Origin of the sequence: Raineyella antarctica, assembly GCF_900092135.1 — a bacterium.
Taxonomy (GTDB): Bacteria; Actinomycetota; Actinomycetes; order Propionibacteriales; family Propionibacteriaceae; genus Raineyella; species Raineyella antarctica.
On record NZ_FMYF01000013.1, the window covers coordinates 64775 to 82993 of the forward strand.

Annotated in this window: 21 protein-coding genes; 15 read left to right on the forward strand and 6 right to left on the reverse strand. The window is 69.9% G+C overall.

Translation table 11 applies throughout. From position 1 onward, the window contains the following. The first annotated feature begins 103 nt into the window (after nt 1–103). From GA0111570_RS15435 to GA0111570_RS15445, 3 genes are all read left to right on the forward strand, one after another. Nucleotides 104–1045: an ABC transporter permease gene (locus tag GA0111570_RS15435; protein WP_092613382.1), complete on the forward strand. Its 942-nt coding sequence runs from the start codon at nt 104–106 to the stop codon at nt 1043–1045. Continuing rightward, nucleotides 1042–1851, forward strand: a complete 810-nt coding sequence (locus tag GA0111570_RS15440; RefSeq protein ID WP_092613384.1) for an ABC transporter ATP-binding protein — start codon at nt 1042–1044, stop codon at nt 1849–1851. The genes GA0111570_RS15435 and GA0111570_RS15440 overlap by 4 nt, the downstream gene beginning before the upstream one ends. A gap of 99 nt (nt 1852–1950) precedes the next feature. Then, entirely contained in the window at nt 1951–5343 is a 3393-nt protein-coding gene (locus tag GA0111570_RS15445; protein WP_092613386.1) for a PPi-type phosphoenolpyruvate carboxykinase family protein, read from the forward strand. 22 nt (nt 5344–5365) lie between these two features. On the opposite strand, the gene GA0111570_RS15450 is transcribed toward GA0111570_RS15445, so the two are convergent. Beyond that, complete coding sequence (locus tag GA0111570_RS15450) at nt 5366–6115, reverse strand: YaaA family protein (RefSeq protein WP_092613388.1); 750 nt, start codon at nt 6113–6115, stop codon at nt 5366–5368. 62 nt (nt 6116–6177) lie between these two features. Between GA0111570_RS15450 and GA0111570_RS15455 the strand changes: the two genes are divergently transcribed. From GA0111570_RS15455 to GA0111570_RS15510, 12 genes are all read left to right on the forward strand, one after another. Then, on the forward strand, nt 6178–6561 hold the full coding sequence (locus tag GA0111570_RS15455) for a DUF1707 SHOCT-like domain-containing protein (protein ID WP_092613390.1): 384 nt from the start codon (nt 6178–6180) through the stop codon (nt 6559–6561). A 149-nt stretch (nt 6562–6710) separates the two neighbouring features. Beyond that, nucleotides 6711–7646, forward strand: a complete 936-nt coding sequence (locus GA0111570_RS15460) for a GTP-binding protein LepA (protein WP_175557535.1) — start codon at nt 6711–6713, stop codon at nt 7644–7646. Nucleotides 7647–7789: 143 nt separating this feature from the next. Then, a complete protein-coding gene (infA, locus tag GA0111570_RS15465) occupies nt 7790–8011 on the forward strand; it encodes a translation initiation factor IF-1 (RefSeq protein ID WP_092613392.1) in 222 nt (73 codons plus the stop codon). A 102-nt stretch (nt 8012–8113) separates the two neighbouring features. Then, the gene (gene rpmJ, locus GA0111570_RS15470) at nt 8114–8227 is read left to right on the forward strand and encodes a 50S ribosomal protein L36 (RefSeq protein ID WP_020575560.1); all 114 of its coding nucleotides are present in this window, start codon (nt 8114–8116) and stop codon (nt 8225–8227) included. Between the two features lie 323 nt (nt 8228–8550). Next, nucleotides 8551–8919 carry a 30S ribosomal protein S13 gene (gene rpsM, locus GA0111570_RS15475; protein ID WP_092613394.1) on the forward strand — a complete coding sequence of 123 codons (369 nt, stop codon included), beginning with the start codon at nt 8551–8553 and terminating at the stop codon, nt 8917–8919. 55 nt (nt 8920–8974) lie between these two features. Continuing rightward, nucleotides 8975–9376 carry a 30S ribosomal protein S11 gene (gene rpsK / locus GA0111570_RS15480; protein ID WP_092613396.1) on the forward strand — a complete coding sequence of 134 codons (402 nt, stop codon included), beginning with the start codon at nt 8975–8977 and terminating at the stop codon, nt 9374–9376. Nucleotides 9377–9408: 32 nt separating this feature from the next. Continuing rightward, the gene (gene rpsD, locus GA0111570_RS15485; RefSeq protein ID WP_092613398.1) at nt 9409–10014 is read left to right on the forward strand and encodes a 30S ribosomal protein S4; all 606 of its coding nucleotides are present in this window, start codon (nt 9409–9411) and stop codon (nt 10012–10014) included. Between the two features lie 164 nt (nt 10015–10178). Next, complete coding sequence (locus GA0111570_RS15490; RefSeq protein ID WP_092613400.1) at nt 10179–11201, forward strand: DNA-directed RNA polymerase subunit alpha; 1023 nt, start codon at nt 10179–10181, stop codon at nt 11199–11201. Between the two features lie 66 nt (nt 11202–11267). Then, nucleotides 11268–11888 (forward strand): 50S ribosomal protein L17, encoded by a 621-nt coding sequence (gene rplQ / locus GA0111570_RS15495; protein WP_092613402.1) that lies wholly within the window; start codon nt 11268–11270, stop codon nt 11886–11888. Between the two features lie 121 nt (nt 11889–12009). Further along, complete coding sequence (locus tag GA0111570_RS15500) at nt 12010–13215, forward strand: glycosyltransferase (RefSeq protein ID WP_342689717.1); 1206 nt, start codon at nt 12010–12012, stop codon at nt 13213–13215. 197 nt (nt 13216–13412) lie between these two features. Next, nucleotides 13413–14234, forward strand: a complete 822-nt coding sequence (gene modA / locus GA0111570_RS15505) for a molybdate ABC transporter substrate-binding protein (RefSeq protein ID WP_092613403.1) — start codon at nt 13413–13415, stop codon at nt 14232–14234. After that, on the forward strand, nt 14231–15022 hold the full coding sequence (locus GA0111570_RS15510; protein WP_092613404.1) for an ABC transporter permease: 792 nt from the start codon (nt 14231–14233) through the stop codon (nt 15020–15022). The genes modA and GA0111570_RS15510 overlap by 4 nt, the downstream gene beginning before the upstream one ends. A gap of 81 nt (nt 15023–15103) precedes the next feature. Here the strand turns inward: GA0111570_RS15510 and GA0111570_RS15515 are convergent, their stop codons facing one another. From GA0111570_RS15515 to truA, 5 genes are all read right to left on the reverse strand, one after another. Then, nucleotides 15104–15700, reverse strand: a complete 597-nt coding sequence (locus tag GA0111570_RS15515; protein ID WP_092613406.1) for a superoxide dismutase — start codon at nt 15698–15700, stop codon at nt 15104–15106. A 114-nt stretch (nt 15701–15814) separates the two neighbouring features. Then, complete coding sequence (locus GA0111570_RS15520) at nt 15815–16090, reverse strand: YHS domain-containing protein (protein WP_092613408.1); 276 nt, start codon at nt 16088–16090, stop codon at nt 15815–15817. A 266-nt stretch (nt 16091–16356) separates the two neighbouring features. Beyond that, nucleotides 16357–16566, reverse strand: a complete 210-nt coding sequence (locus GA0111570_RS15525) for a CsbD family protein (RefSeq protein ID WP_092613410.1) — start codon at nt 16564–16566, stop codon at nt 16357–16359. A 95-nt stretch (nt 16567–16661) separates the two neighbouring features. Then, nucleotides 16662–17270, reverse strand: a complete 609-nt coding sequence (locus GA0111570_RS15530; protein WP_092613412.1) for a class I SAM-dependent methyltransferase — start codon at nt 17268–17270, stop codon at nt 16662–16664. After that, entirely contained in the window at nt 17263–18138 is an 876-nt protein-coding gene (gene truA / locus GA0111570_RS15535; RefSeq protein WP_092613414.1) for a tRNA pseudouridine(38-40) synthase TruA, read from the reverse strand. Before truA ends, GA0111570_RS15530 begins: the two co-directional genes overlap by 8 nt. Between the last annotated feature and the right edge of the window lie 81 nt (nt 18139–18219).

Here is an 18219-nt window from a genome sequence, read left to right on the forward strand (position 1 = left end):
GTGGCGGGCCGGTGACCCCAGGTCACCGGCCCCGCCACCGCCGTGCGCCACCGCACCGCCCCGCCGTGCGCACGGGGGTGGCACCACCGAAGAAGGAGCCCGCATGATCGTCGCACTGGACCTGGGGCTGGTCTTCGCCGTGATGGCGTTGGGGGTCTACATCTCGTTCCGGATCCTCGACTTCGCCGACCTGACGGTCGACGGATCGTTCACCACCGGAGCAGCCACCGCCGCCGCCCTGATCGTCTCCGGAGTCAGCCCCTGGCTGGCGACGGTCGCCTCGATCGGCGCCGGCCTGGTGGCCGGCTCGATCACCGGCCTGCTGCACGCCAAGGGCGGGATCAACCCGCTGCTGGCCGGCATCCTGACCCAGATCGCGCTCTACTCGATCAACCTGCGGATCATGGGACGTGCGAACGTGCCGCTGCTGCGGGCCCAGACCATCATGTCCCCGCTGCGCGACGCCCGGCTGCTCGGGACCCCGGTCTCGGTACTGGTCTTCCTCGGACTGGCCGTCATCGTGGCCGCCCTGCTGGTCTGGCTGCTGTCCACCGACATGGGCCTGGCGATGCAGGCGACCGGTGACAACGAGTCGATGATCCGCTCCCTCGGCGTCAACACCGACGCGATGAAGATCTTCGGCCTGGCCCTGTCCAACGGACTGGTGGCCCTCTGCGGGGCACTGATCGCCCAGTACCAGGGCTTCGCCGACATCGGCATGGGCATCGGCCTGATCGTGGCCGGCCTGGCCTCGGTCATCATCGGCCAGGCCATCTTCGGGCAGCGTACGGTCCTGATCGCCGCCTCCGCCGTGGTGGTCGGCTCAGTGGTCTACCGGGTGGTCATCCAGATCGCGCTGATGGTCGGCCTGAACCCCAACGACATGAAGCTGATCTCGGCGGTCCTGGTCGTGGTGGCCCTGCTGCTGCCGAAGTGGGACGTCGTCCGACGCTACCGCAACAGCCGCCAGGAGCGGCTGGACAAGCTCACCGAACCCTTCGACGAGCCGGAGCCGGTCGCCATCGGCAAGGAGGCACACCGATGAGCCATCCCAAGCTCGAGCTGACCAACATCACCAAGGTCTTCTACCCGCACACCGTCAACGAGCGGATCGCCCTGAAGTCGGTCTCACTGACCCTGCGCGAGGGCGACTTCGTCACCATCATCGGCTCCAACGGCGCCGGCAAGTCGACGCTGCTGAACGTGATCTCCGGCGCCCACCGCTCGGAGGCGGGGATCCTGCGCGTGGACGGTGCCGACGTCACCCGGCTGGCCGACCACCAGCGCGCCCGGTACATCAGCCGGGTCTTCCAGGACCCGATGGCCGGTACCTCCCCGCACATGACGATCGAGCAGAACCTCTCCATGGCGCTGTCCCGGGGCCGGCGCCGCGGCCTGCGCCGGGGCGTCTCGGCCGCCAAGAGGTCCCGCTTCCGCGAGGAGCTGGCGGCGCTGGAGCTGGGACTGGAGGACCGGCTCGGCGTACGGGTCGGGATGCTCTCCGGTGGCCAGCGCCAGGCCCTGTCGCTGCTGATGGCGACCTTCAGCGAGCCGGAGATCCTGCTGCTCGACGAGCACACCGCCGCCCTGGACCCGCAGCGCGCCGCGCTGGTGACCCGGCTGACCGGCGAGGCCGTCGCCCGGCACGGGCTCACCGCCCTGATGGTGACCCACAACATGGAGCAGGCGCTCCAGCTGGGCAACCGGCTGATCATGATGCACGAGGGCGAGATCATCTTCGAGATCGATGCCGGCGCGAAGGAGCGGGCCACCGTCCCGGACCTGCTGGCCGAGTTCGGGAAGGTGCGCGGCGCCACCGAGGCCCTCAGCGACCGTACGCTGCTGGGCTGAGCGCGGGCATGTCGCGCGCGGGATTCTAGCCATCCCGATGGTCCGACCAACCGGGGGGTGGTGTCCACCGGGACCGCGCCGGGTGCGCAGGATGGTTGCATGGCAACCTCCGACGTCCAGGCCGCGATCACCGTCCGACTCGCCCTCCTCGGTCTCCCGGTGGCCGAGGACAGTGCCGGCGGTGCCGAGGCCCGGCTGGTCGCCCCGCTGCTGGCCCGCCAGCGCGAGCTCGGCCGGCGCCTGGCCGACCGGCTCTGCCCGGTCGACGCCCGGATCCAGGCCTTCCTCGACGAGTACCTCGCCGACACGGCGGCCCGCCCGGCCCTGCCCCCGACGACGCTGGTCCTGGACCAGCCCGGGCTTGCCCGCGGACTCTCGCTGCCGATGGACGGTGATTCCTTCAGCTCGGCGTACGTGTCCAGCTACCGCCTGCTGAACGGGGTGCTGCACAACCCGACCAGCGACCGGCGCACCACCGCCGGCGTGTTCCACATCGCCGAGGGCGGCCTGCCGATCCCGGACGACAAGATCGCGGTCCCCAAGGACGTCTTCGGCCGCCTGCTGGAGCTGGCCCTGCAGCCGCCGCAGGAGGCGCTCGAGCTGCCCTGGTCGGCGCGCTGGGACGCCCCGGCACGTTCCTTCGCCTCCCTCCTGCTGCGTCCGGTAGTGGTGCCCGCCGTCCCGGGGGTCTCGGCGGAGCGGACGATGGAGGTCCGCTTCATCGTCCCCGGTGGCCTGGTCAGCAACCTGGACTTCGTCGAGGGGATCTTCGGCAACGCCGGCGACCCCCAGCTGCCCGAGAACGACGCAGCGCTGGACGCCGAGCACTGGACCGGCACCACCGGCTGCGTGATCCTCGCCCCGCACCTGGTCACCTTCACCAAGCGCGAACTGGGCCTGCCGCACCGGGACCAGGCGACCGAGCGCCAGCGCCGCGACGGGCAGTGCTGGCAGGACGAGGGCGAGCTGTACAACGGCGGGAAGGCCTTCAAGGTCTGCGCCCGGACCGCCGCCGGGGTCATCGTCACCGTGATCGCCGACAACTACTTCGGCTACTGCAAGAAGGAGGTCAAGACCCAGATCGGCTACTCCGCGAACCTGTTCGGCGGGGCGGAGGAGGAGCACTCCGGCGGGGCCCTGGTCTTCCCCAGCTACAACGAGGGCCAGGAGTTCTACGACAAGTACGGCGGTGACGACTGGACCCTGGCCGACGTGCTCGCCCAGGAGGGCTGCCGCTTCGTCCGCCAGTCCGAGGGACACGCCCTCGACCCGTCGGACCCGGGACTGGTGATGGTGCCGGGGAGGTCCGTCTTCAGCCTGCGCGAGCGCACCGTGGCCTGGGACGACGGCCACGGTGGCCGCTGCTCGATCCCGCTGCGCGCGGATCGTCGTTACCTCACCCCGGACGGCTACCGGATCCGGATGAGCCAGTCCGAGACCGACCGGACCCAGTGGACGCTGACCGGCACCGCGCCCCGCTCCACCTCCTGCCACAAGCCCAGCACCGTCTCCGGCGGCGGCAAGTCCGAGATCTCCAAGGCGATCACCGACGCCTTCGTCTACGGCAGCGCGTACGTCAAGGACTTCGACGCCGACATCGAGACGGTCACCGCGATCCTGGCCCGGGACTTCGCCAACCGGTTCGCCGACCCGGCCCGCAACGGCCTGGACCACCGGCCGGTGCTCAGCGACCGCCGCAGCATGGGCAGCGTGATCAAGCTGCTGACACCCTCGGCCGACTACACCTGGGAGTACAACGAGTGGCTGCGCTCGGTGCCCCAGCACATCAAGGAACTCGTCTTCGTGGTCAAGCGCTCCTACCGCCCCGAGTGGGGAGCGGACTGGCGCAGCCACTTCACCGTCGGCATCATGAACGGCCGCAGCGGCAACGCGCTGCGGCTGGACGGGGAGCGGGTGATCGTCAGCATGCTGCGCGTCGGCTTCGACGAGGAGGGCGCCTGGCGCCTGTTCAGCCTGCGGCCCGACTTCAGCCCGGCGACGAAGGTGCAGACCGAGGACGACATCACCGCCAGCACGGTGGTTCCGGCCCGGCTGCTCGGGCTGCCGGGGGAGCTGTCCCGCAAGGTCGTCGCCAACTGCGAGCGGCTGCTGTTCCAGCGACCCGACGATGCGATCCACCGCGGCTACGACAAGCAGGCCGAGCGGGACATCTCCGGTTCGGAGACCTTCCTGTCCAATTTCCAGCCACTGGACCACGACGACGCGCGGGCGATGCGGGACGACGCGATGGCGTTCAGCCAGTTCAGCGAGCCGATCCAGGACCTCGTCCGGCGGGCCGCGGACCTGCCCGAGGGCACCTCGCCGGCCTACTTCGTCTCCTCGGCCAACCCGCGACTGGTCGACGGCAAGCCCTCCAGGAACCCCCGCTACCTGCAGGTCCGCCCCGACCTGGCCGATCCGGAGGCGACGGCGCTGGCCGACCTGGCGATGCACCTGCACCGGCGGGTCCCGATGACCAGGCCCGCGCCGGTCTCGGTGGACGTGGTCGCCGCGGGCCGGCGGAACAACCCGCCCGAACCCGGCGTACCGCCGCTGTGTGCGTTCAACCCGCTGCACTACCTGGAGCTGCCCGAGCTGTTCATGGAGTTCATCAGCTCGATGACCGGCAAGTCGCCCTCGACCACCGGCGCCGGGTCGGAGGGAGCACTCACCAAGGGCCCGTTCAACGCGCTGCCGGCGGTCTACGACCTGAACGCGGCCCTGCTCTCGTACGTGCTGACCGGCTACGACGGCTGGGTCTCCTGCGCCGGGTACGTCGGTCCGCAGGTGCGGGTCGACCACGACATCAGCCTGCTGGTGCCGGAGGTCTTCTCCCGGATGAGCCCGGAGGAGCGGGACGCGTCCGCCCTCGTCGCCGGTGGCTACCTGGAGCGGGTGGAGGACATGGAGGTCGACGGGCGGACGGTGCTCGCGGGCAGGCTCGGCTACCGGATGACCCAGCGGTTCGCCACCGCCTACTTCGGTCGGATCTTCATGCACCCCGACGTGGTGTTCACCGAGGAGATGCTGCGACCCGAGCTGCAGGACCCGGCGGTCTTCGCCGAGAGCATCGACACGATCGTCACCACCCACCAGCGGGTGGCCCGGGCCTACTTCGAGGACGGCACGGCCGATGCGGCGTGCCCGCCGCTGCGGGCGCTGCTCGAGGTGATGGCGTTCGGGGCGACCGCCGACGGCCGGACCCTGGACGACCCGGGGGTGCGTGAGCTCTTCACCCGCGAGAACGTGCTGGCCAGCGACTGGTACGCCCGGCGCCTGGACGCCCAGCAGGCGGCCCGGGTCCGTCTGGTCCGCTCGGCGGTGGAAAGGCTGGACCGTTTCGCCGAGGGGACCGGGGCCGACGACGTCCGCGAGCGGCTGCACGTCGACGACCGGCTCGACCGGGCCCGCCGGGAGCTGGCGGAGGTGTCCACCCCCGAGTACCGTGCCGGGCTGGTCGGCCAGCTCGGCCTGCAGCCCGAGCTCGCCTGACGCGTCCGGCCCGGGCGACGGCTCAGGCCGGCGGGGTGGTGGCCAGCTGCCAGGGCTGCCCCTCACGGACGGGCGGGGTCAGCTCGACCTCGAAGGCCGACGACAGCTCCTCGGCCAGGGCGCGCGGCGTCCGGGCGCTCGAGCCGTGCTCGCACAGGTGGCGGGCCACCAGCCCGCGGGTGTGCTTGGCCCAGTGGCTCGCCCCGGGCACCACCACCTGGACCCAGCGCCTCGCCACCGCGCCGGTCGGGCGCCAGGCGGTGGCGTACGTCGAGGAACGGCAGTCGACCACCGGTCCGGTGCCGGCGGCCGCGGTGAGCGGGGCGTCCAGGTGCGGCCGCCACCACGGGCCGAGCCGGCCCACCCCGGGTAGGTCGACGTCCATCGCCAGCCGGTAGGCGCCGACCCGGTCCGTCATCCGCAGGGCACCGAAGGCCGCCGAGACCACCACCAGCCAGGCGTTCGCCCGCCGGCGCGCGGGGCCGGTGAGGGTCGGCAGGTCGAGCGCGTCGTACAATACGCCGGTGTAGAACTCGCCGACAGGGGTGGCGGGGGAACCGGCCAGCTCGGTGTTGCGCCGGAGGTCCTCGACCAAGGACGGCGGCACCCCGAGCAGGTCGGCGGCGTCGGGTCGGCCCGACACCTCGGCCAGGGCTGCCTGGACCGTACGCCGAGCACCGGCCAGCTCGGGGAAGGACAGCGTCGCCGGGTCGGTGGCCCGCCCCCGGGTGCGTGGGGACTTCGTCTCGGAGGGCGGCAGGAGGATCAGCACCGCCCCAGCATGCCAGCGCCGCGCACCCGCTCCGGCCGGCGCCCGCCGGTACGCTGGAGGCCATGAGCAACCTGCCCGTCCCGTACAGGTACCGATCCACGCCCGAGAAGCCGGTCACCGACCAGGAGCGCGAAGAACTCACCGCTCGGGTGAACGAGGCCTACACCGACGGCAAACTGGACGACGAGCAGTACCGGGCCCACCTCGACCGGGTGTTCGCCGCTAGGACCCTGGGCGACCTGGTGCCGGTGGTCCAGGTCGTGGGGGACGCCCCGAGCTACCGGGAACCCGCGATCGTTGCACAGGACGGCACGGCGGCCCCGGGGGAACTGGCCGAGATCAAGGCCCCTGGACGGGCCGGCATGGTGGTGCTCGGCGTCGTCGGCGCAGGGGTCGCCCTGCTCCTGCTCCTGGTCGTCGTGATGGTCGCACTGGCGCCCCTGTGAGCACGCTGAGAACCCTCCCTCCAAGTGTCCGTACGGTGGCCCTGCGGGCCGCTTGGCGGGTTCATGTCCCGGCGATGCGAGGGATGCGGGGTGACGAAGATCTCACCCGCCTTTTTCGGCGTGGCGGTGGCGGCCAATAAACTCGGGGTGTGCCGAAGAAGGAAGTAACCGCCCAGAAGATCCATGACCACGTGGAGCGCCTGGGTGAGTTGTATCCGCCGATCCCGCTCTCCTCCGTCGACTTCACCGTCCGCGACCCCGAGGTGCTGCGCTCTCGCTACGGCCACGTCCTCAACTACCTGGCCCGGGTCGAGCTCGAGGTCGACCGGAACGTGCTCGAGATCCTGGCGGTGATCCCCGGGGTGGGGGAGAACGACCGCTTCTTCTACCAGGACGTCTGGCAGCCCCAGGAGATCCAGCACGGCCTCATCCTGGACCAGTTGTGCCTGGAGGTCGGCCTGCCGCCCTCGACCCCCAGCCTGCACATCGGCCTGGCCCACTACCTCTTGGGTGCCCTGGCGCACTGGGCTCCGATCCAGGACGTGTCGCGGATGATGTTCTACCTCAGCGGCGCCTCGACCGAGCGCCAGGCCGTGCTTGCCTACAACAGCTTCACCGCTGGCCTGAAGGAGCTGGGCGAGGACGCGATCGCCGAGTCCGTGGTCCATCCGATCAAGCGCCAGGAGCCCGGACACTTCGCCTTCTACCGGATGTCGGCCGAACGGCTGGCCGCCCGGATGCGACCCTGGCAGATGTGGCTGGTCCAGCAACTGCGCGGCTACTCGTACAACCTGGTCGGCACCAACGGGGAGGAGCGCTACAAGCGCGACATAGGCGGCCTGCTGGTCACCTTCGGGCTGGACCGGGACATCGAGGCGTACGCCCGCGAGATCGGCCGGCTCGAGGCCCGTTTGGTCTGGGCCAATCGCAACGGGATGGAGTTCCCGCCCTACATCCTGGACCGGATGAACGAGTCCGTGGAGCTGTACCGCGAGAAGGGGCTCTACTCGGTGCCCGAGCGGTTCGACCTCGAGGGTCACGCCGTCCCCCGCCGGACGGCGGAGCCGCTCCGAACCGCCGCCTGAGGAGTGCGCCGCGGGCCGCAGGTATCCCGGCACGCGGGATTTGTTGATGCTTGCCGGGGCGGGTAGAGTACGTCCTTGGTCACCTGTGTCGGTGTGCCAACGTGCCCGCCGATCGGCGGGCCGGAATCGACGATGCGAGGATCATGGCGAAAAAGGAAGGCGTTCTCGAACTCGAGGGCACCGTGGTCGAGGCTCTCCCGAACGCGATGTTCCGGGTCGAGCTGTCCAACGGTCACAAGGTACTGGCCACCATCAGCGGCAAGATGCGGCAGCACTACATCCGTATCCTGCCGAGCGACCGGGTGGTTGTCGAGGTCTCGGCCTATGACCTCAACCGCGGTCGTATCGTCTACCGACACAAGTAACCCGGGTGGTGGGCCCCGTGCCCGCCGTCCAATCATCCACCACAGTCGGGCGGAGTCCGTGAAGTACGGGCTACGCCCTGCGCCGATTCAGAAAGACGATCGATGAAGGTTCAGCCGAGCGTCAAGAAGATCTGCGACAAGTGCAAGGTCATCCGCCGGCACGGTCGCGTGATGGTGATCTGCGAGAACCCGCGCCACAAGCAGCGCCAGGGCTGAGCACCCTGGCTGCACTCCCGGTCGAAGACCGGGGGGCTGCCCCGGGCGCCTCGCGTCACCACCCCTGCTGGACGACCCACGGGTCAACGAGTCGGGGTACTTCGCCGGACACAGTCCGGGACAACAACCGAATACCAACAACGTGAATGCAACCCCGGGACCAGCTGTCCCGGATCCACCCTCGGACGAAGGCCGAGGCCCTGCTCCAGAAGAACGTATCGGGCGGACAGGGACGCTTCACGCCAGACACCTTCGCGGGCCACGGAGCCATGCGGGTCGGGAGACCCGCTCCGTCGCCTGTCCAACGGGAAAGGAACCCCGCCATGGCACGCCTGATCGGTGTTGACCTGCCGCGCGAGAAGCGCCTTGAGGTCGCCCTCACCTACATCTACGGCATCGGCCACACCCGCGCCCTCGAGACCCTCGCCGCCACCGGCATCTCGGGTGACAAGCGCGTCCACGAGCTCACCGAGGACGACCTGGTCGCCCTCCGTGACCACATGGAGGCCAACTACCAGACCGAAGGTGACCTCCGCCGCGAGGTCGCCGCAGACATCCGCCGCAAGATCGAGATCGGCTCCTACCAGGGTCGTCGTCACCGCAGCGGTCTCCCGGTTCGCGGCCAGCGCACCCGCACCAACGCGCGTCAGCGCAAGGGCAAGCGCAAGGCCGTCGCCGGCAAGAAGAAGTGACACCACTTCTCCCGCTCACTGACTGACAGACTCTTCGAGGAGCAAGAACACTCTCATGGCAACTGCAGGCCGTAGCACCGGCAAGAAGGTGCGCCGCAAGGAAAAGAAGAATGTGGTCGCCGGCCAGGCCCACATCAAGTCCACGTTCAACAACACGATCATCTCGATCACCGATCCCACCGGGGCGGTGGTCGCCTGGGCGTCCGCCGGCACCGTCGGCTTCAAGGGTTCCCGCAAGTCCACCCCGTACGCCGCTCAGATGGCAGCCGAGGCTGCCGGTCGTCGTGCCATGGAGCACGGCCTGAAGCGCGTCGACGTGTTCGTCAAGGGTCCGGGTTCCGGTCGTGAGACCGCGATCCGTTCGCTGGGCGCGCTCGGTCTGGAGATCGGCCCGATCTCCGACGTGACGCCCGTGCCGCACAACGGCTGCCGCCCGCCCAAGCGCCGCCGCGTCTGATCCCGAACGAACTAGCAAAGGACTGAACCAGAATGGCCCGTTACACCGGCCCCATGACCAAGAAGTCCCGTCGTCTCGGGACTGACCTCGTCGGCAACGACAAGGCCTTCGAGCGCCGCCCCTACCCGCCGGGTGTCCACGGCCGCGGCCGTACCAAGGACTCCGAGTACTCGCTGCAGCTGCGCGAGAAGCAGAAGGCGCGTTTCGCCTACGGCGTGCTGGAGAAGCAGTTCTCCCTGTACTACGAGGAGGCCAACCGCCAGCCGGGTCGCACCGGTGACAACCTGCTGCGCATCCTCGAGTCCCGCCTGGACAACGTGGTGTACCGCGCCGGCTTCGCCTCGACCCGTCGTCAGGCCCGCCAGCTCGTCAACCACGGACACTTCCTGGTGAACGGCAAGAAGGTCAACATCCCCTCCTTCCGCGTGACCGACCACGACATCGTGCAGGTCAAGGAGAAGTCGCTCAACATCGATCCGTTCGTGATCGCCCGTGAGACCCACGGTGAGCGTACGGTTCCGGCGTGGCTCGAGGCCCGTCCGAACCAGATGAAGATCTTCGTGCACCAGCTGCCGGTCCGTGAGCAGATCACGGTCGACGTGCAGGAGCAGCTGATCGTCGAGCTCTACTCCAAGTGACCCACCAGGCAGGAGGGGCTGTCCGCAGCCCCTCCTGCCGGGTTCACCCCCCGGGGGATTTGCCGCACGGCGTCTCTCCCACACCCGGAGTCGTACGGCACCGGCCGTACCCCTGACAGGAAAATCGCGCCCTCAAATAGTGGTGGACGCGGAAAGGAACACACATGCTGATCGCCCAGCGCCCCAACCTGAGCGAAGAGGTCATCGACGAGTACCGTTCGCGGTTCGTCATCGAGCCCCTCGAGCCCGGCTTCGGCTACACCCTCGGCAACTCGCTGCGCCGTACGCTGCTCTCCTCGATCCCCGGTGCTGCCCTGACCAGCATCAAGGTCGACGGCAGCCTGCACGAGTTCTCCACCATCGCTGGTGTGGTCGAGGACATCACCGAGATCATCCTCAACCTCAAGGGCCTCGTGCTCACCTCGGAGGAGGACGAGCCGGTCGTCATGTACCTGCGCAAGGCAGGTGCCGGTGAGGTCACCGCGGCGGACATCCAGCCCCCGGCCGGAGTCGAGGTCCACAACCCGGACCTGCACATCGCCACGCTCAACCGTGACGGCGCGCTGGACATGGAGTTCGTGGTCGAGCGTGGCCGCGGCTACGTGTCGTCGGACCAGAACAAGGAGATCGAGCACGAGATCGGCCGCATCCCGGTCGACTCGATCTACTCCCCGGTCCTGAAGGTCAGCTACAAGGTGGAGGCGACCCGAGTCGAGCAGCGTACCGACTTCGACCGCCTCGTCGTGGACGTCGAGACCAAGCCGTCGATCACCCCGCGTGACGCGGTCGCTTCGGCCGGTCGTACCCTCGTCGAGCTCTTCGGCCTGTTCCGTGAGCTCAACGTCGAGGCCGAGGGCGTCGAGATCGGCCCGTCGCCGGTCGACGACCAGTACGCCACCGACCTGGCACTCCCGGTCGAGGACCTGAACCTGTCCGTGCGTTCCTACAACTGCCTGCGTCGCGAGGGCATCCACACCGTGGGTGAGCTCGTGTCGCGCTCCGAGCAGGACCTGCTCGACATCCGCAACTTCGGCTCGAAGTCCATCGACGAGGTCAAGCAGCAGCTGGCCACGATGGGCCTGGCACTGAAGGACAGCGCCCCCGGCTTCGATCCCTACACCTACACCGGTGCGGGAACCGACGACGAGGAAGACGACACCGACTTCGCGGAGACCGAGCAGTACTGAGCGGAAGCTCCGTACGAGCAGTCCCGGGTACCCGCCCACGTTTCAGACTGAACTGGAGAGACAACAATGCCTACCCCCACCAAGGGCCCCCGTCTGGGTGGCAGCGCGACGCACCAGCGCATCATCCTCGCCAACCTGGCCAGCCAGCTCTTCGAGCACGGCAGCATCGTGACCACCGAGGTCAAGGCCAAGCGCGTTCGCCCGCTGGCCGAGAAGATGATCACCAAGGCCAAGCGCGGTGACCTGCACGCCCGTCGTACGGTCATGAAGACCATCACCGACCCCAGCGTCGTGCACGTGCTGTTCACCGAGATCGCCCCCGTCATGGAGGGCCGCGACGGTGGCTACACCCGCATCACCAAGATCGGCAACCGCCAGGGCGACAACGCCCCGATGGCCAAGATCGAGATCATCACCGACAAGGTGACCCCGAAGGTGCGCGCCGAGAAGGCCACCACCACCGGGTCCTCCGAGGATCTCAAGGCTGCGGTCGCCGCTGCCGCCGAGCCTGCCGATGACGCCGAGGTCACCGAGGCCGACGCCGCCCAGGCCGACCTCGATGCCGCCGCCACGCCGCAGGAGACAGTCGAGGCTGAAGAGGCCGAGGCCGAGGACACCAAGGCCGAGGACACCAAGGCCGCGGACACCAAGGCCGCGGACACCAAGGCCGAGGCCGACAAGGCCTGACCAGCAGGACGTGTCGAAGGGCGTAGGAGGGAGACCTCCTGCGCCCTTCGTGCATGGGCGCCCCGGTAGCTTGTGGGTAGCGGGGGACCAAGGAGCAGCGCGGCTGCGGGAGGATCGATCTGTGAGCGAGTCGTACAAACACCTGAGGATCGCCCAGCTGGCGAATTTCGTCGGGCCCGAGTCGGGTGGCATGCGTACGGCCATCAACAACATCGGCGAGGGCTACCAGGCCGCCGGTGCCGAACGGATCCTGGTCGTGCCGGGCCGGCGCGACGGGTTCGAGGAGACCGAGCACGGCATGGTGGTGTACGTGCGGGCTCCGCGCCTGCCGGTGAAGAGCAACGGCTACCGGATGATCACCGCCCCCAGTCGGGCGCTCCGGGTGCTGGACCACTTCCGCCCCACCTCGGTGGAGATCTCCGACAAGTGGACCCTGGCCCCGATCGCCTCGTGGGCGTCCGCCCGCGGCATCGGCTCCATGCTGTTCAGCCACGAGCGCCTGGACACGATGGCCAGCCTGTGGCTGCGCGGGTCGGTCAACATCTCCGCCTGGGTGGAGCACCGCAACCGTACGCTCGGGCGGCGCTTCGACCGGGTCGTGGTCACCTCCGACTTCGCCGCCCAGGAGTTCGCCGAGGACGGCGTACAGGTCACCAAGGTGCCCCTGGGCGTCGACCTGGAGCTGTTCCACCCCTCCAAGGGCCACCCGGCCGACGACGGGCTGCTGAAGCTGGTGTACGTCGGCCGGATGTCGCGGGAGAAGTCCCCCCAGCTGGGTGTCGACGTGGCGCTGGAGCTGCACCGACGCGGAGTGCCGTTCCGGCTCGACATGTACGGGTCGGGCCCGGACCTGGAGGAGCTGAAGGAGCAGGCGGGTGATGCCCCGGTCGTCTTCCACGGCTACCAGAAGGACCGCGAGCTGATCGCCCGGCGCTACGCCGAGGCGGACGTCTCGTTCTCCGTCTGCCCGGTGGAGACGTTCGGGCTGGCCGCGCTGGAGGCCCTGGCCAGCGGGACGCCGATCCTGACCGCCGACACCGGCGGTGCGCACGAGCTGGTCGACGAGACCTGCGGGGCCAGCGCCCGGCCCGAGCCGGTCGCGATGACCGATGCCCTGCTCGCCCTGGTGGAGCGTCCGCGTGACCAGGTGCGGGCCGCCGCCCGGGCGCGGGCCGAGGCCTACCCCTGGTCCACCACCGTCAGCCGGATGCTGGCGCTGCACGAGCAACTGGCCCACGACGCGCCGTACGCCGCGATCAGGCGGGGGATCCTGCGTCGGCGCCGCCCCCAGGAGTGGATGGACGCCTGGCAGCGCGACCTGGAGTGAGGGACCGCCCACGGCCCGGCCCCGTTCCGTTCGGCACACCGGGGAGGGGTATACCTCCCTGGGTATCGGTCTAGGGTGCTGGTACCGGTTCACGCCGTCGTGTCGAGGTCCCCGCTGTCGGCCCACTTCGCACCACCCCACCGCCGGTCCGTAGCCGACGCGGCAGGTGCGTCGGCGGACCCGAGGAGATCTCCCAGATGAAGCGCATCGTTGCCCTCGTCGCCACCCTTCCCCTGGCCCTGGTCGCCGCGTGCGGCCCGGCACCGTCCAGCAGTTCCCTGCCGGGCGCGTCGGCCCCAGCGTCGACGACCGGCGTCGTCGGGGGCGAGGTGCAGGTGTACGCACCCGGCGCCCTCGCCGCCCACACCGACCTGATCGCCGCGGCCTACGCCGCCGCCAGGCCCGGGGCAACGGCGGCCTTCGAGGTCAGCCACACCCCGACCCAGTACGAACAGCTCAAGCAGGGCTCGACCACCGACGTGTGGATCGCCGCCAACCCCAAGCTGATGGCCCAGGCAGGGACCGATGACCTGGTCCTCGCGGACCCGAGCAGGCCCGTCGTGCGGACCAAGCTGGCGATCGTCACGGCTCCCGGCAACCCGGCCGGCATCTCGTCGCCCGCGGACCTGGCCAAGCCGGGAGTGAAGCTGCTGCTCGCCGAGGACCAGTTGCCCATCGGCATGGCGGTGAGCACCTTCCTCCAGAAGATGGACGCCGGGCAGCCGGGCTACTCCGACCGGGTGAAGGCCAACGTCTCCTCCCGTGAGCTGGGGGTCAAGCCGATCGTCGCCAAGGTCGGCCTGGGCGAGGCCGACGCGGGAATCGTCTTCGTCACCGACGTGGACGAGAAGGTCGGCGTGGTGCCTATCCCCGACGACGTGAACGCCATGCTGTCGCTCGAGGTGGCTCCCGTGACGAAGGCCGACCACCCCGAGGCCGCCCGGCAGTTCGTCGACTACCTGGCCTCGCCACAGGGCATCCAGGTGCTCCTCGACGCTGGCTACCTCCCCTCGGAGTGAGGCGCAGCCGGAGTCAGCGCTGGCTCTTCGCGGTTCCCGCGGCACTGTCGGTCCTCGGGCTGTCGGTGCCGCTGGCGGCGCTGGTCGGGCGGGCGCTCACCCAGGGCACGGGCCACCTCGTCGATCCCGCGATCGGCGCGGCCGTCCGCCTCAGCCTCGCCACGTCGGCGATCTCCACGTTGGTGGTGATCGCTCTCGGCACCCCGCTGGCGTACGTGATGGCGCGCTACCGCTTCCGTGGGCGGGGGCTGGTGCAGCTGGTCATCGACCTGCCGATCGTGCTGCCGCCGATGGTGGCGGGGATCGGCCTGCTGATGGCCTTCGGGCGTCAGGGGTTGCTCGGGGCGCCGTTGTCCGTGCTGGGCATCAGCCTGCCGTTCACCACTGTCGCGGTGGTGATGGCCCAGGCGTTCGTCGCCGGCCCCTTCTTCGTACGATCGGCGACGATCGGGTTCGCGGCCGTGGACCGCAGCGTACGCGAGGCCGCCGCGGTGGAGGGTGCCACCGAGCTGGAGGTCTTCCGCAAGATCGAGGTGCCGCTCGCTGCCCGGCCGATCGGCAGCGGGATCGTCCTGGCCTGGGCCCGTGCGGTGGGGGAGTTCGGCGCGACGATCTTCTTCGCTGGCAACAGGGAAGGGGTGACCCAGACCATGCCGCTGCTGATCTTCGTCGGGTTCGAGACCGAGATCGAGGTCGCGATCGCCCTGTCGGTGGTCCTGGTCGCGATGTCGGCGGTGGTGCTAGGTGTCCTGCGGCTGCTGGACCGGCCGGGCGTGGTGGGCCACTGACCCCCGGAAACGCAGAGGGCGGGCCCGTCGGGCCCGCCCTCCACGGAGATCAGCGTTCAGCGACCAGTGATCGGTCGACGATCAGGCCTGGGTGGCCTTGGTGAGGCGCTCGTTGACGTTGTCCCAGTTGACGACGTCCCACCAGGCGTTCACGAAGTCCGCCTTGACGTTCTTGTACTGCAGGTAGAAGGCGTGCTCCCACATGTCGAGCAGCAGCAGCGGGGTCTGGCCGACCGGCAGGTTGCCCTGGTGGTCGAAGACCTGGTAGACGCGCAGGTCCTGCGACAGGCCGTCGTAGCCCAGGACGGCCCAGCCGGAGCCCTGGATGCCCAGCGCCACCGCGGAGAACTCCTTCTTGAAGGAGTCCAGGCCGCCGAACTTACCGTCCAGCGCGGTCTTGATCTCGCCGGTGGGCTCGGAGCCGTCCGGGGTCATGTTGGTCCAGAAGACCGAGTGGTTGAAGTGGCCGCCCAGGTTGAAGGCGAGGTCCTTCTCCAGCTTGTTGATGACGCCGAAGTTGCCGTTCGAACGCGCGTCGGCCAGCTGCTCCAGGGCGGTGTTGGCGCCCTTCACGTAGGTGGCGTGGTGCTTGTCGTGGTGCAGCTCCATGATCTCCGGCACGATGGCCGGGGCGAGAGCGTTGTAGTCATAGGGAAGATCGGGCAGCTGGTAGGTCATGTCTTCTCCTTCACGCGGCGTATGCCGCTGTAACTGCGAACTGAGTCGATCCCCACATTACCGGGGTGGCTGGCCGCGTCAATGGGATCGTCTCCCTGCGGCGAACGCCGGTCGTCAGGCGGTCAGGACGTACGCCAGCGGGTCGGCATCGAACAGGGCGGCGCAGTCGGAGCAGCAGAAGTAGTAGCGCCTCCCGGCACGTACCCGGACGTGCCCGTCCGCCTCCGCCCGGGACCGGACGGTGGGACTGTCGCGGATCGTGCAGGTCACCAGCCGGTCGGCGGGTCCGACGGGACCGGGGACGGGGGCGCCGGGTCCGGCGCGGCGGCCGGCCCGTTCCCGGGCATCCCGGCGTGATCGACCGGTCAGGTCGCTTCCCTGGGTCCTCATGGTCGGTTCCTCCCCTACCCGGTCCCACCCGGCTGCGGCCGCGGGTATCGGTCCGCCGTCGGAGTTGTTCCGAGCCTAGGTGGCGCCGAGGGATGCGCCCAAGGGTCTGCGGGGACCTGGGCCGAGACCTGATCCAAGCTTGACCCACCCTTGACCCAAACATCGACAATTCGCTCTGGGCGAACAGCCTTGCGGAATTGGACGACCCCGGACCCCCGCGCAGCGGGGGTCCGGGGTCATGACGGCCGGGGGGGAGCCGTGGTGGATCAGAAGCGGTCCTTGGCGCGGCCCAAGTCGTTGGCGGCGTCCTTCGCGGCATCCTTGACGTCCTCGCCCACCTGCTTCATCTTGGCGCTGCCCTGCTGGGCCTGGCCCTCCGCCTCGAGTCGTTCATTGTCGGTAGCGCGGCCGGCGGCCTCCTTGGCCTTGCCGCCGAGCTCCTCCGCCTTGTTGGCGGCCTTGTCGCCGATGCCCATGGGTACTCCTCGGTGGTCGGTGAATCTGTCGATATTCACGCTAACGCGCGACGACCACCGGCATCCATACCCCTAGGGGTGAAAAGTGGTCCACGTCATACTGCGGCAGGGGGACGGGTCTCCAGCACGCGGAAGCCCTTCGCGCTGGCCAGTCGGTCGGTCGGCCAGCCCTGCTCGCCCAGCCAGCGCTGCAGGCTGTCCGCGCCGAGGTTCTTGCCGACCACCATCACCGCCCGGCCCTGCGGGGCCAGTCGGGCCAGCCATCCGAGCAGCAGTTCGTGCAGGGCGTCCTTGCCGATCCGGATCGGCGGGTTGGACCAGATCTCGTCGTACGTCGCGGTCGGGTCGACCTCGTCGGGGGAGAGCGCTCGCACGCGGTCGGCCACGCCCAGGGCGGCGGCGTTGTCCCGGGTCAGGGCCAGGGCGCGCTCGTTGGTGTCGACGGCGTCCACCTGCAGCCAGGGGCAGGCCAGCGCCAGCCCCAGGGCGATCGGGCCGTACCCGCAGCCGACGTCGGCCACCCGTCGCACCGTACGGTCCGGCGGGGGAACCTCGCGCAGCAGCACGGCGGTGGCCGGGTCGAGGCGGGTGCCGGAGAACACCCCGTTCGCGGTCTGCAGCTCGACCTGGTGGTCCCACAGCCGGGCGTGGATCGTCCGGCGGTGCTCCTCGCCCTCCGGTGTCCTGAAGTAGTGCTCAGTCACAGCAGCCTCCCGTCGTCCCGTCCAGCACACGTACGGACCGCGCCTCGGCCGCGCGCCCCGCGAGCTCCTCGTCCGCGGGGTAGCCGACCTCCTCCAGGGTGAGCCCGTGCGCGGGCATCACCAGCACCGATGACTGGCGCGTGGTGGCGTCGCGGACCTCGCGCAACCACTCCCGGGTGCGCGCCCCGGTCGCCACCGCCGTCAGTGCCCCGAGCAGGGAGCGGACCATGGAGTGGCAGAAGGCGTCGGCCCGGACGGTCACCTCGACCGTCCCTGTGCCCGGCTCGCCGCTTCGGCGGACGGCCGTGCAGTCCAGCAGCGTACGGATGGTGGTGGCGCCCTCACGGGGCTTGCAGAAGGCCGCGAAGTCACGCAGGCCGAGCAGGTCCTGCCCGGCGGCGACGAGGCGGTCCAGGTCCAGCTCGCCGCGCACCCGGGTCACGTGCCCGCGCAGCAGGGGGTCGGGGAAGGTGCGCTCGTCGGCGAGCCGGTACACGTAGCGGCGCCAGGCCGCGGAGAAACGGGCGTCGAAGCCCGGCGGGGCCGGGCGGATGCCGCGGACCACCACATCCGGCGCCAGCACCCGGTAGAGCCGGCGGTGCAGGGTGTCGACCGGGGCGTCGTCGGGCAGGTCCACGTGCGCGACCTGTCCACGGGCGTGGACGCCCGCGTCGGTGCGTCCTGCCACGGTCAGCGTCGGGGCGGCGGGCAACCGGAGGACCTGGCCGATCCAGTGCTCCAGCTCGCCCTGCACGCTGCGCCGGTCGGGCTGGCGGGCCCAGCCGCTGAAACCGGCACCGTCGTAGGCGATGTCCAACCGCCACCGCGTGCTGCCGGGGGCGGCACCGGGGCGATCGGGGAAGGACATGGGCCCACTCTACGGTCGCGGGCGACCTGCGGCGCCCGAGGTCCGGGGACGACGTGGGGAGGCGGGTCACAGGGCCCGTGA